Raw genomic sequence first — 12,619 nt, forward strand, 5'->3', positions numbered from 1 at the left:
GCGCCTGACCCGCGATGGCCGTGGCCTGCGTTACGGCATCACAAACACCTGTCTCGGTCCCGTAAGCAAATCGAGGTAGGGGAAAACGGGGACAGACCACGATTTGCTCAGTCGTGACGCGCTGGATGAGGTCCCTGACTTATGCCCTTCCCCGCCCTACCTCCGACTCCCCCATCCAGTAGCAAAGCAAGGCCGCCGGCACTCGCATGACGCGCGCTTCCGTTTCCGGCAGCTCCCTGATCACCCCGAAGTCATCCAGCGATTTCGTCACCACGTAGCCGCGGTCGATGGCCTTCTGCCGGCACAGTTCTACCAGGCCCTTGAGTTCGCGCACGCCGGTGTGCTGGGCACGGTATTTGACCTCGAAAGGGATCAGTTGCCCGCCGACTTCCGCCACGAGGTCGACTTCTTGGTCCTTCCTTCCGCGCCAGTAGCTGAAGCGGACGTTTTGCGGGTAGTAGCGGGCGAACAGGTGCTTGAAGACGGCGGTTTCGGTGGCGATGCCGAGGGCGGCGGCGTCCTCGAGGATCGCTTTGCCCTTGAGCATCACGGCGGGGGCGATGGCGGCGTCGGCCAGGTAGACCTTGAAGCGCGCACGCAGCACGTCCTTGCCGTAACCGAAGGGCGGCAGGCGGTAGATCAGGTGGGCCGCCTGCAGCAGTTCGAGGAAGTTCTGGGCCGTCGGTCGCTTCACCTCCAGGTTCGCGCACAGGTCGGGCATGTCGAGGAGCCCGCCGTCGTGCATGCACAGATACAGGAACGTGTGCTCCAGGTCGAGCACGCGGCGCACGCCGAAAAGCGCGGTCATGTCGCGTTTCAGCACCTTGTCGATGATGTCTTCCCGCAGCAGGCGCTGGGCCTGCGTCACGCTCTCGACTTGGGCCGTCTGCGGAAATCCTCCGCGCACGAGGTATTCGTGGAAGTGCCCGACGTAATGCGTGGCGGACTCGCCGACCCGATACAGCTCGGGCTGCGTCCAGTCGAAGAGGTCGCGGAGCGTGCCGATCCGGGGCAGGGCGGGCAAGGACAGTTTCTTGATCTGCAGGTATTCGTAAAAGGAAAGCGTCGTCAGCCGGATCGTGTGCCAGCGTCCCACGCCGGACTCCTGCTCGGCCTCGGTGAGCGGCATCGCCGAGCCCGTGAAGGCGATCCGCCGATGCCTGGCGAAGTCGACCTGATGCTTGACCCAGGTTCCCCAGTCGCGAATGAACTGGGCCTCGTCGAGAAACAGATACTCGTTGCCATCAACCCGCGGCTCGCGCTCGCGCCAGGCTTCCAGCACGGCGTCGATGCCGGCGAGCTTCAGCAGCGGATGGTCGAAGGTCGCATAGAGGATGTTGCCGGGAGGCACACCCCGCTCGAGCAGCGCATCCACGGCCTGCAGCATCAGCGTGGTCTTGCCGATCTGGCGCGCCCCCGACAGCAGCACGGCTCTCGGGGCGGGCGGGCTATCCACCCACTCGTACAACTCCCGGAATGCCGCCCGGCGCCACTCCGGCAGATCGGTGATGGTCTCCCCGCGCCACCACGGATTGAACTGGGAGAGTATGGAGATGAGTTCGTCTTGAGATACCTTCATGAGGGGAAAACGGCATCTGTATCTTAAATAGTTAATGTGTAGTTTAACTATTCGTGCACATTAGTCCACCTCATAAAGTTGACGGCATGCTTCCGATTCCCCCGTCGCCGAACCGGGTCGCGCGTCGGCGCCTCAATCAACCACCCGGAATATCTCCCACCGCGGCGAGCCGGACACCACGTAGGGTTCGAGCTCCTTGCTCCACTGCCGGTGGGCCTCGATGGTGCCCAGCTTGTCCCATGCGGCGTTGAGTTCGGCGAGGTCCTTGATCCGGATCTCGGATTGGACCGTGGCCTCGCCCGCCCCGATCGAACCGGTCAGCAGGCTCGTCTTCTCCTTCGTCCAGCCGATCTGGCTGCCGATGTCCATCATCCACTTCTGCATCGCCTCGACCACTTGCGCCTTGTAGCCGAAGCGGGCGTCGATGCTCCATCGCGCGATCATCATTTTTCGTCTCCTGTCTCTGTCGGGCTTCCCCCTCGCCGGAGATCACCAACACTCACAGGTGGATCCCGGAATTTGAATATAGATCAACGGAAACCGAGGCACGGCCATCCGCAGGGATGACGGGCCCGGCGGACTCAGGGCACTGCCCGAACGGCTGAACGGCTGCAAAGCTGTTCCGGGCGCAACCTACAACGCTCGCCGCTGCTCCAGCAGGAATGGCCGGTCGATATGGTCGGCCAATTCGTCAATAACGGGATCAGAAATCCCCTGCGCGACAAAATGCGCACGCCAGTCGTCGACGACCTGCGCCACCCTGCGTGCTTCCGCGAGTGCGCCCTGTGGCGTCAGCCAGTAATGCGCAGCCGCGCTCAGCGCATTGTCGATCGACGATTCCGCGCCCTGCTTTCCGACGGCCATCGCCTGGTAGCCCAGCGAATGGCCGATCGGCAGGACGTCGAACGCCGGCGCCAGGACGTATTGCTGGTTCGCCCGGACCAGCAGTACGTGGTTCTTCTCGTGGTCGTCGGTGTTGTCGATGAGGATGTTGAATACCAGGCGCCGGAAAAGCTCGTGCATCTGGGCGCGATTGAGCTCGGCCACGCCGCGCCGGCGGAGCAGAAGGGCGAGGTTGGGGTAGGAAGCTTCGACGCCTGCCGCCTTCAGGGCGACGTTCGCGGACAGGGCGTGCACACGGCGTCCTGATTCGCGGTCGAAACGACGGATCGCGACGGCGGCGCCATTCCTGAACCGGACAGGCCTTGTCTCGGCGACGGTGATCCCGGCTTTCGCGGCCAGCGTCATCGCCGCGTGCTCGATCAGGGCTTCGTCCGGCCGGTCGTCCTCGGCGAACTTGAGCACCCACTCCACGCCTTCCATCTGAAGCAAGGCCTTCGGGCGTGCGCCGCCCATCGTGACGCCGGGCGCGAGCAGTTTTCGTTGTCCTTCGTCGATCGGCTCCCTGGCCAGCACGCGACGGACGACCTCGTGAACGGCATCGACATCGGCGAGTCTCGGCAAGGGGCCGATCTGGCGGGGGAGATAGGCGGATCGGGAGCTCGACACGCCCAGCGCGCCGAAGCGGTCGTCGCCGGCGTAGTACAGGAACTCCAGGAGGGACAGCCTCGGTGGGCGGTCGAGGAGGCGGATCACGCGTTCGCCCCAGCGATCCGGACGGGCATCGTCGACGGCGCCGGCAGCGGTGTCCTTTTCCTTCGGGAAGTGCTCGATGTCGCTGAGCGGAAGGTCTTCGCTGAGCGCGAAGCCGTGCCTGAGCCAGGACTCCGCGTAGCGCAGGGAGACGGCGCGGCGGCCCATGACCAGATTGAGCTCCCCGACCAGGACGGGGACTTCCGGATTGCCCAGATACCAAAGATGAAGCGTGTCGGGCGGAGGGGCGGTCGGGCTCATCAGCTCCCTTCCTTCTTGCCGCGAAGGGCCGTGCGCGCGGTTCGCGTCCTGGTCGCACGCAGGCGGCTCGCCTGACGGACGTCGGACTCCAGCGCCCGCAGGTCCTTGCCCGGCTCGGCGAGCTCGGCAAGACCGCCGGACAGCCCGAGCAGCCAGAGCGCAGTCGCATAGACCCCCATCCTGACGGTGGGATCGCCTTGTTCGAGGCGGATCAGCGTCGGGACCGACACCCCCAGGCGGCCGGCCCATTGCTTCTGGGATTCCTTGCGGCGCAGACGTGCCAGTGCAAGCTGCTCGCCCAGCGTCTGCAGCGAAGCCGTCACTTCCGGAGGCAGGGAGTCGAGGGCGAGGGAGGATTTTGACATTACATAGACTTTATCTGCGAAGCCGCTTTATCGAAGTATATGTTACGTCGCGGCTTTATCAACTCGGCAATCAGGGGCCGTTCGGGCAAGTGCCTTTGCCAATCCCGCACTGCTTCATCTCAGGACAGCGTAAGAAACGCGGCGCGCGATTCGATGCGTCGGGTCGCTCCTGATCGTCGACTCGTTCATGCCATTGCACGCAGGACGTGGGTACACTGCGTGCTCTGCCCGCGAGGCCCCGCCCCTGCCCATGTCGTTCTTCCGCACCGTGAAATTCCGCCTGATCGGACTCGGCATCGTGCTGATCGTCGTCGGGGTCCTGGTACGTCAGTTCGTCATGCTGCCGGCGGTGCGGGACCGCGTGCATGAAGTCGTGGCGGACGCTCAGTTGTCGATCGCGGCCCTCGTCGCGCAGGATCTCGCTGACAGCCTCCAGATGCGGCGCACCTTGATCGGCGAACTGGCGGCCACGCTGCCCCCTGCGCTGGTGCGCGAGCCCGCGCAGCTCGCGGCGTGGCTCGGCGAGCGCGAACGCCTGAGCCCGCTCTTTGACCGCGGGCTGCGGGTGCTGCGGCCCGACGGCGAGCCCGTGACGGGCAGTCCCAGGGCCATTGCCGGCGATGCATCGTCCCTGTCCGCCGTTTCCGGGGCCGACTGGTTCCATGCTGCACTCGGCGCGGAGGGTCCGGTGATCGGCAGGCCCCACCGGGTCGGGGCCGACGGCGCGGCGATCATCGTCATGGCGGCAGCGCTGCGCGATGGCGGCGGGCGCGTGCTGGGCGTGCTGGCGGGCGAGCTGCGGCTCGACAAGGGGGGCTTTCTCGACGATCTGCAGCAGACGCGGCTGGGCGCAAGCGGCGGATTCCTGGTGGTGTCGCCCGCAGACAAGCTGTTCGTCGCCTCGAACGACCCGGCGATGGTGCTCCAGCCCACCCCGGCGCCGGGCGTCAATCCGCTGCTCGATCGCGCGATGGCGGGCTACCGGGGCACCGGCATGATGGTCGACGCGCAGGGCGAGCAAGAACTCGCGGCCATCGCGGCCGTGCCGGACAGCGGATGGCTCGTCGTCGCGCGCATGCCGGCGGCCGACGTGTCGCAGCCGGTCGCGGAGCTGCGTCGCCTGCTGTGGCGCAATTCGTTCGGGACGATGATCGGCTTGAGCCTCATCCTGTTGGTGGTGATGCCGCGCCTGCTGCGTTCGCTGACGGACGCGGCCCGTTCGATTCGCGAGATGGCCGAAGGCAGACGGGAACTCGCCCCCCTGGCCGTGACGCGCCAGGACGAGGTCGGCGACCTCCTGCTCGGATTCAACCGCCTGGTGACCAGGCTGCACGACAAGGAGCAGGCCCTGCTGCAGACCCTGAAGCAGCTCGACCAGCTCGCGGGAACGGATGCGCTGACCGGGGCGTGGAATCGGCGCCAGTTCTACGACGTCGTGGCGCAGGAAGTCGAGCGTTCCCGCCGCTATCGTCATCCCCTTGCGCTGATCCTGCTCGACGTCGATCTGTTCAAGGGAATCAACGACCGCCACGGCCACGTCAGGGGCGACGAGGTCCTGCAGACGGTCGCGGGCTGCATCCGCAGCGCGCTGCGCAAGCCGGATTCGCTGACCCGCTGGGGCGGCGAGGAGTTTCTCGTGCTCCTGCCCGAGACCGATCTTGCGAGCGCGGCGGTGCTGGCCGAGCGCGCACGGGCCTGCGTCGCCGCGCACCCGATCGCAGGCGTCGGCCGCGTCACGGCGAGTTTCGGGGTGGCCGAGCTGGGCGATGCCGAGTCCCGCGACGAATGGATCGCGCGCGCCGATGCGGCGCTATACCGCGCCAAGCAGGGCGGGCGCAACCGCGTCGAGGCCGACCATTCGGTGGCGGGCAGCACGGCCGAGCAGGACGGACTGGTCAAGCTCGCCTGGCACACTTCCTACCAGAGCGGCGACGCCGAACTGGACGCCGAACACCGCGAGCTGTTCGACGAAATCAACGCGCTCTGGGCGCTGATCGTCGCGGAGCGGCCCATCGAGGAGATTCGCGCGCGCATCGACGCGCTGTACCGCACGATGGTGCACCATTTCCGCGACGAAGAACGGCTCCTGCAGCGCATCGGCTACCCCGACCTCGCCGCGCATGTCCGGATGCACGAGGCGCTCACCGAGAAGGCGGAGGCCTTGATCGCGGACTTCCAACGCGGCGGCGCGGACTTCGGCGCGCTCTTCTCCTTCCTCGCCCACGACATGGTCGCCAAGCACATCGTCAACCAGGACCGCGCCTATTTCCCCTACCTGGGCGCGGCCGTGTCGGACAGGCTCTCCGCATGAAGACCCTGCTGATCGTCTATCACACCATGACCGGCGGCACGCTGCAGATGGCGCACGCCGCTGCCGCAGGCGCCGCCGCGGACGGCTCGGTCGCGGTGCGGCTGTTGCATGCGCACGAGGCGGGCGCCGACGACGTCCTGGCCGCGGATGGCTACATCTTCGCCACGCCGGAGAACCTGGCGGCGATCTCGGGCCAGATGAAGGACTTCTTCGATCGCACCTACTATGCGGCGCTGGACCGCATCAATGGCCGCCCCTACGCGACGCTCGTGTGCGCGGGCAGCGACGGCAGCAACGCGGTCAGGCAGATCGAGCGCATCACGACCGGGTGGCGGCTGAAGCCGGTCGCGCCGGCCGTGATCGTGTGCACCCATGCGCAGACGACCGACGAGATCCTTCGGCCGAAGCGCATCGAGGCGGAGGAGCTCGGCCGTTGCGAAGAGCTGGGCGCAGGCATTGCAGCTGGTCTGGCGCTGGGAATCTTCTGAAGACGGTGGGCGCCGCACCTCCCATCACGTTTCCATGAGCACATCTTCCATGACCGACGTAACCATCTACCACAACCCGCGCTGCGGCAACTCGCGCGGCGCACTGCAGATCCTGCGCGAGCGCGGCATCGAGCCGCGTGTCGTCGAGTACCTGAAGACGCCGCCGGGCCGCGACGAGCTCGTCGGACTGATCGCGGCCAGCGGACTCAAGGTGCGCGCGATCATGCGCGACAAGGAGGCCGTGTTCGCCGAACTCGGCCTCGGCTCCCCGGAGCGCAGCGACGAGGAATTGATCGACGCGATGCTTGCCCATCCGGTCCTGATCAACCGCCCGATCGTCGTGACGCCGCTGGGCACGCGGCTGTGCCGACCGCCGGAGCGGGTGCTGGACATCCTGCCGCCGGCCTGAGGCGCCGCGTCCCGCCCGGACGCACGGATTTGGCTCACGACACGGCCACATTGTCACCAATGTGGTGCGGCCGGCACGCCCGTCGGAAACCAGGCACCGCGCAGTTAATTGTTTTTATTGAGTTGTTTATCCACTGGGCGGCGGCCCGGATTATGCATGACCTCTGTCGAGCGTCGATTACCGCGCTGAGCGATATCGGATGCTCACCGGGCGGCGCAGGGCGGCCGTCGACGATTGGCGACATCAACCCGCCAGCGCCGACCCGGTGAAAGCCTGTTTGTATTCCAGGACGGCTGAAAGGAAGACCTCCCGGTCTTCTCCCTTCTTTCAAGAGGAGACATGCCATGCCACACCGCCCCATTCGCGAAGTCATCGGCCAACGCCCATTTCCCACGGTCTCGCCGGGCACCACGATCCGCCATTCGTCGATCATCATGCGTGAGATGAAGTCCTCGGCCGTTCTGGTCGTGGATAAGGGGAAGCTGCTCGGTATCCTGACGGAGCGGGACATCGTGTTCCGGCTCGTCGCCCTGGGACTCGATCCGGCCGCCACGCCGGTCGAGAGCATCATGACGACGAAGGTGCAGACGATCCACAAGGACAAGCCGTTCGGGCATGCCCTGCACCTGATGTACGAAGGCGGATTCCGCCACATGCCGGTGGTGGACGGCCGCGGGACGCCGGTCGGCCTGCTCGCTGCCCACGACGCGCTCGACATCGATGGGCTTCAGTTGGGGCAGGATCTGGTGCGCCGCGAGGAAATCTCGGTCATCCTCTGACGCACGGCCGGGTCGCCGCACTTCCAATGGCGGTGCGGCGGCGCGCGACGCGCAGCTGACCCGCTCCTTCAAGCGAGGTTCACGCAGGGCGGCGGCGTTCCCGCGCATCGCGCCGGAACGCGGCCGGGGTTTGTCCGAAGCGCCGCCTGAACATTTTCCCGAGGTAGCTGACGTCGGCAATGCCGACCTCGTCGGCGAGCACAGCAAGGCTGTGGTCGGAGTTCAGCAGGCGCCATTGCAGGTGCTGCAGGCGCATCTCGCGCCAGTATTCGGACGCAGTGACGCCGTGGGCGTCGACGAACAGGCGGTCCAGTTGCCGCCGGCTGATGCCGATCGCGCGCGCGAGTTCGTCCGACGACTTGTCCGAGGCGAGCAGCGTGCGCATCAGCGCGATCGCCCGCCCGACATGACGCCCGCTCGCCGCCTCCTCGTCGAGCGATCGGAGCGGGTGACGGCTGCTGCGTGCTTCATCCACCAGCATGTCCGCCAGCCCCTTCAGCGCGCGGGCTCGCCCGCAGGCGCGCGCGAGAATCTCGACGGCAAGGTCGATCGCCGCACTCCCACCCGCGCAGGAAATGCGGTCGCCGTCAAAACAGTACAGCTGCTCGTTCACAACCTCGATGCGCGGATAGGACGCGCGGAATTCGACCTCATGCCGCCAATGGACGGCGACACGGTGTCCGGCGAGCAGGCCGCAGGCCGCAAACAGGAAGCTGGCGTTGTCGATCGCGACGAGCCGAACCCCCCGCGCCGCGGCACCGCGCAGGACGCTGCGGTAACGCGGCGCCAGCGCCTCGGTGGCCGCCGCGCTGCGGCCCCCGAACACGACCAGATAGTCGTAATCCGCGTAACTGAGCTCCGCAGGGGTGAGCTCGACCCGCACGGCCACGCCGCTGCTCGACTCCACATGGCCGTGCTCGAGGCCGAGCACCCGCCAGCTGCAATAGCGTTGCCGGCTGTAGTCCTCGTCGTCGGCGGCGAAGCGCAGCTTGTCGAGGAAACCGCCGAAGGGAAGCATGGCGAACTCGGGCAGCGGCAAGAGCAGGAAGCGAATATCCGGGACGGGAGTCCGGGCGTTCGTGTCCGGCATGTCCATATTCTCCATCAATCCGTCCAGATATTACCATCGATTCGCCCGACACCCGCCTAGACTGTGCCTCGTGACGGAAGGAGGAATGCCGATGGCGCTGCAAACCTGGTTCATCTATCTCGTGGCGGTCTTGGGGCTCTCGATCACCCCCGGTCCCAACGGCCTGCTGGCCCTGACGCATGGTGCACTGCATGGCCCGCGGATGGCGCTGTTCACGATCCTGGGCGGCGTCACCGGCTTCATCGGCCTGATCGCGCTGGCCATGTTCGGCCTCGGTGCGCTCCTGCAAGTATCCGCGGACGCGCTCCTGGTGCTGAAATGGGTTGGCGGGTGCTATCTCGTGTGGCTCGGCGTGCAACTATGGCGGGCGCCGGCCCTGCATCCGGACGCCGTCGCTGCCCAAGACACGCCGCGCGGCGCGACCCTCTTCCGCCAGGGACTGCTTGCGGCGATCTCGAACCCGAAGGTGCTGCTCTTCTACGGCGCCTTCCTCCCGCAGTTCATCGACCCCGAGCGCGCCCTGCCGACACAGTTCCTGGTCATGGCGCTGAGCTTCGCGGCGGTGGAGTTCCTCGTCGAACTCAGCCTGGCACGCCTCGCGCACCGCATCCGGCCGTGGCTGGAACGCGGCGGCAAGCGGTTCAATCGCGTCTGCGGGACCTTCTTCGCGGCAATCGGAGCGAGCCTGCCGATGACGCATTAGCAGGCGGCGAAAACCGTCGCGCCTCGTGCTCACCGGATCCCGCTCACCCTGGCGCCGATCCCTGAATCGCTCGGCGTCCGGGCTACAATCGCGCGTCGCCCTCCCTATCCAATTGCCATGCCCGATTTCCGCGAGCTCTCCACCCTCCTGCGCTCCCGCATGCCGCTCATCGCCATCGAGACGGTCGAAGAAGCGAAGGCGATGCGCCTTCTCGACCGGGCCGCGCGCGAACTGGACGCCCAGTGCTTCTGCTGGACCGTCGCGGACGGCTTGGCGCACACCAACTTCCGCTACGGTTCGGCGCGCCCGACGGGGCTTTTCGCGATGGTGGAGCAGGTCGACGGGCCCGATCGCGAGGCGAACGACCACCGCCAGGCGATCCCCGACACCCAGACGCTGCAGTCCGCCCTGCATTTCATCGACAAGCGCGCGGGGAGGGGTCTGTATGTGCTCTTCGACCCGCACCCCTTCCTCGAGGACCCGGTGGTTGCGCGCCTGCTGCGCGAGATCGTGCTCGATCACCCGGTCGCCGAGCGGACGATCGTGCTCGTCGCGCCGCGCATGGACTTGCCCGCCGAGCTGGCGCGCCACGCAGTGCGCATGTCGCTCGCGATCCCCGATCTGCCGCGCGTGCGCGAGATCCTGCGCGACGAGATCGCCCTGCAGAAGCAGGCGAGCGGCCAGCCGGTGCGCGGCGAGCCGGAGGTCATGACGAGCCTCCTCCATCAGGTGGTGGGGCTGCCGGAGGAAGACGTGCGCCGTCTCATCCGCAACGCCGTGCGCGACGACGGCCTGATCACGGCGGGCGATCTCGAGCGCATCGCCCGCTACAAGCAGGACATGCTCGGCGGGAGTGCCCTGGAGGTCGAGATGAGCGCGCTCGGGCCGCAGGACATCGGCGGGCTCGCACGCCTCAAGCGCTGGCTGGAGTTGCGCCGGCCGGTGTTCACCGGCGAGCGCAGCGTGCCCGGCCTGCCCGCGCCCAAGGGGGCGCTGCTGCTGGGCGTTCAGGGCGCCGGCAAGAGCATGGCGGCGCGCGTCACGGCGGGAAGCTGGCGCGTGCCCCTGCTGCGCCTCGACTTCGCCGGCCTCTATGACAAGTTCACCGGCGAGACCGAGCGCAAGCTGCGCGAGGCATTGCGCGCGGCCGAGGCGATGGCGCCGGCCGTGCTGTGGATCGACGAAATCGAGAAGGGCCTGTCGACGGGCGATTCGGAAAGCGACGGCGGGATCTCGCGCAGACTCCTCGGCAGCCTGCTCACCTGGATGGCCGAGCGCAAGTCGCGCGTCTTCCTCGTCGCCACCGCCAACGACATCTCGGCCCTGCCGCCCGAGCTGATGCGCAAGGGGCGCTTCGACGAGATCTTCTTCGTCGATCTCCCCGCGCCCGATGTGCGCCAGGACATCCTGCGCATCCATCTCGCCCGGCGCGGGCTGGCTCCCGAAGCGTTCGACCTCGCGGCCATCGCCGCCGCCACCGAAGGCTTCTCGGGCGCAGAGCTCGAGCAGCTCGTCGTCGCGGCCCTGTACGAGACGCTCGCCGGCGAGGCGACGCTCTCGAATGAACACCTCCTGCGTGAAGCCGCGGCGACGCGTCCGCTCGCGCAGGTCATGGGCGAGAAGATCGAGGCCCTGCGCGCCTGGGCGGCCGAGCGCTGCGTACCGGCAGACTGACCAGCATGGCCGGCAACACCGCGCCAGACCACGATTCACCTTCCCGGCCGCCTGTCCGGCTTCGACAAGGGGGAGCGCGATGCGCGCCGTATGGATCTCCGCACTGAGCACGCTGGCGCTGGGCGTCGGTCTTTTCTGCTATCTCGCGCCCCTCGATCCGGGCGTGCTGGCGCTGCAGTTCGCCTTCACGCCCAGGAGCTTCGGGCAGATCGTCCACTTCTGGTCACCGGCCGATCTCGCGCGTTACCGCAGCCACCTGCCCGCGGACTTCGCTTTTCTGTTCGCCTACGGCCTCTTCGGCTATCTGTTGGCGACGCGCACGGACGTGGCGGCCGCGCGGGCGCCGGCGTTTCGTCGCGTCCTGAGCTGGCTCCTGCCGGTCGCAGCCTGCTTCGACGCGATCGAGAATGCGCTGCACTGGTGGCTCACGGAGATGCCGCGCTTCGGTGTGGCGCCGCTGTACGCGGCATCGGGTGCTGCGTCGTCGCTGAAGTGGCTGCTCGCTTTCGGCTTCGGGCTGATGCTTGCCTACGCCGCCTACCGTGCCGAGGACGACTGACCCCCTAACGCGCTCGCCTTAGCGACATCCCTGACCGACCCCGGCGAACGGCCCTGCTCTTCGTCCCTACCCGCGCTCGAACAGCACGCGGCAGTCGCTGCGCGCGCCGCACATCACCGCCTCGGCAAGCTGCTCGACCGCGTCCATGTTGTGCGCGTGATTGAGGAGAGGGATGCGCACGGTGCGGCCGCCGAGCCGGGCGGGGGCTTCGCTGATCACGTGGGCGAGGGGCGGAAGCACCGCGCCAGGGCGTGAACTCGCTGGCACGACGAGGGGCAGCGGGGATTCGACGGCGGTTTCGATCGGGGACGCCGGTGCGGTGAGGAGCCTGCAGAGCACGGACGTCGAACGGTCATACCAGCACGCCCACACCGTTTCGGCATCGTCTGCCGCGGCCCGGCCGGATGCGCCGACGCCGCACGCGAGAACGCCAAGACCGGCCAGATATGCATGAAGCGTTCCCATGAAATGTCCCTCGTATATCCATGGGGCATTGTAGGGAACGTCCGTGCGCGGCACGCGGTAATCCCTCACGACCGGCCTTGTCGATAGTCCATGCGACAAGGATTGACGAGACCCGGGCATCCCGGGCTATAATCCGCGCCCTTCCGCAGTCACTGCTGTTTGCCCCGCGCAGGCGCAGTAACGCGACGAAGCCTTGGTGGTGAAATTGGTAGACACGCTATCTTGAGGGGGTAGTGTCGAAAGACGTGCGAGTTCGAGTCTCGCCCAAGGCACCATTTCTTCGGATGAATCCCGCGTCAGCACTGGGATTCAGCCCTGCAGCACCTCTTGTCGGTGGTAATTT

Annotated in this window: 13 protein-coding genes and 1 tRNA gene; 8 read left to right on the top strand and 6 right to left on the bottom strand. The window is 67.1% G+C overall.

What is annotated here, in order from left to right; translation table 11 throughout:
• Positions 1–139: 139 nt before the first annotated feature.
• The 4 genes from U5817_RS00070 to U5817_RS00085 form a co-directional block, all read right to left on the bottom strand.
• The gene (locus U5817_RS00070) at positions 140–1,579 is read right to left on the bottom strand and encodes an ATP-binding protein (RefSeq protein WP_407279282.1); all 1,440 of its coding nucleotides are present in this window, start codon (positions 1,577–1,579) and stop codon (positions 140–142) included.
• A 132-nt stretch (positions 1,580–1,711) separates the two neighbouring features.
• Complete coding sequence (locus U5817_RS00075) at positions 1,712–2,026, bottom strand: hypothetical protein (RefSeq protein WP_169132125.1); 315 nt, start codon at positions 2,024–2,026, stop codon at positions 1,712–1,714.
• 186 nt (positions 2,027–2,212) lie between these two features.
• Positions 2,213–3,433, bottom strand: coding sequence for a type II toxin-antitoxin system HipA family toxin (locus tag U5817_RS00080; RefSeq protein ID WP_407279283.1), 1,221 nt, complete (start codon positions 3,431–3,433; stop codon positions 2,213–2,215).
• Complete coding sequence (locus tag U5817_RS00085; protein WP_169132127.1) at positions 3,433–3,798, bottom strand: RodZ family helix-turn-helix domain-containing protein; 366 nt, start codon at positions 3,796–3,798, stop codon at positions 3,433–3,435. Before U5817_RS00085 ends, U5817_RS00080 begins: the two co-directional genes overlap by 1 nt.
• Before the next feature lie 250 nt (positions 3,799–4,048).
• Between U5817_RS00085 and U5817_RS00090 the strand changes: the two genes are divergently transcribed.
• The 4 genes from U5817_RS00090 (at position 4,049) to U5817_RS00105 (ending at position 7,785) form a co-directional block, all read left to right on the top strand.
• A complete protein-coding gene (locus tag U5817_RS00090; RefSeq protein ID WP_407279284.1) occupies positions 4,049–6,109 on the top strand; it encodes a diguanylate cyclase in 2,061 nt (686 codons plus the stop codon).
• The gene (locus tag U5817_RS00095; RefSeq protein ID WP_407279285.1) at positions 6,106–6,597 is read left to right on the top strand and encodes an NAD(P)H-dependent oxidoreductase; all 492 of its coding nucleotides are present in this window, start codon (positions 6,106–6,108) and stop codon (positions 6,595–6,597) included. The genes U5817_RS00090 and U5817_RS00095 overlap by 4 nt, the downstream gene beginning before the upstream one ends.
• Before the next feature lie 49 nt (positions 6,598–6,646).
• The gene (gene arsC / locus U5817_RS00100; protein ID WP_169132130.1) at positions 6,647–7,006 is read left to right on the top strand and encodes an arsenate reductase (glutaredoxin); all 360 of its coding nucleotides are present in this window, start codon (positions 6,647–6,649) and stop codon (positions 7,004–7,006) included.
• Positions 7,007–7,350: 344 nt separating this feature from the next.
• A complete protein-coding gene (locus tag U5817_RS00105; protein ID WP_407279286.1) occupies positions 7,351–7,785 on the top strand; it encodes a cyclic nucleotide-binding/CBS domain-containing protein in 435 nt (144 codons plus the stop codon).
• Positions 7,786–7,864: 79 nt separating this feature from the next.
• Here U5817_RS00105 and U5817_RS00110 read toward each other — a convergent pair whose 3' ends face one another.
• On the bottom strand, positions 7,865–8,875 hold the full coding sequence (locus U5817_RS00110; protein WP_407279287.1) for a GlxA family transcriptional regulator: 1,011 nt from the start codon (positions 8,873–8,875) through the stop codon (positions 7,865–7,867).
• 91 nt (positions 8,876–8,966) lie between these two features.
• Between U5817_RS00110 and U5817_RS00115 the strand changes: the two genes are divergently transcribed.
• From U5817_RS00115 to U5817_RS00125, 3 genes are all read left to right on the top strand, one after another.
• Positions 8,967–9,578 carry a LysE family translocator gene (locus tag U5817_RS00115; RefSeq protein WP_407279288.1) on the top strand — a complete coding sequence of 204 codons (612 nt, stop codon included), beginning with the start codon at positions 8,967–8,969 and terminating at the stop codon, positions 9,576–9,578.
• Between the two features lie 117 nt (positions 9,579–9,695).
• Positions 9,696–11,252, top strand: a complete 1,557-nt coding sequence (locus U5817_RS00120; RefSeq protein WP_407279289.1) for an AAA family ATPase — start codon at positions 9,696–9,698, stop codon at positions 11,250–11,252.
• A 79-nt stretch (positions 11,253–11,331) separates the two neighbouring features.
• Complete coding sequence (locus tag U5817_RS00125) at positions 11,332–11,811, top strand: hypothetical protein (protein WP_407279290.1); 480 nt, start codon at positions 11,332–11,334, stop codon at positions 11,809–11,811.
• Between the two features lie 66 nt (positions 11,812–11,877).
• Here U5817_RS00125 and U5817_RS00130 read toward each other — a convergent pair whose 3' ends face one another.
• Positions 11,878–12,276 (bottom strand): hypothetical protein, encoded by a 399-nt coding sequence (locus U5817_RS00130; protein ID WP_407279291.1) that lies wholly within the window; start codon positions 12,274–12,276, stop codon positions 11,878–11,880.
• Positions 12,277–12,466: 190 nt separating this feature from the next.
• Here U5817_RS00130 and U5817_RS00135 point away from each other — a divergent pair.
• Positions 12,467–12,551: transfer RNA gene (locus U5817_RS00135), tRNA-Leu, on the top strand.
• The last annotated feature ends 68 nt before the right edge of the window (positions 12,552–12,619 follow it).

It is taken from the genome of Aromatoleum evansii (assembly GCF_045689615.1).
Taxonomy (GTDB): domain Bacteria; phylum Pseudomonadota; class Gammaproteobacteria; order Burkholderiales; family Rhodocyclaceae; genus Aromatoleum; species Aromatoleum evansii.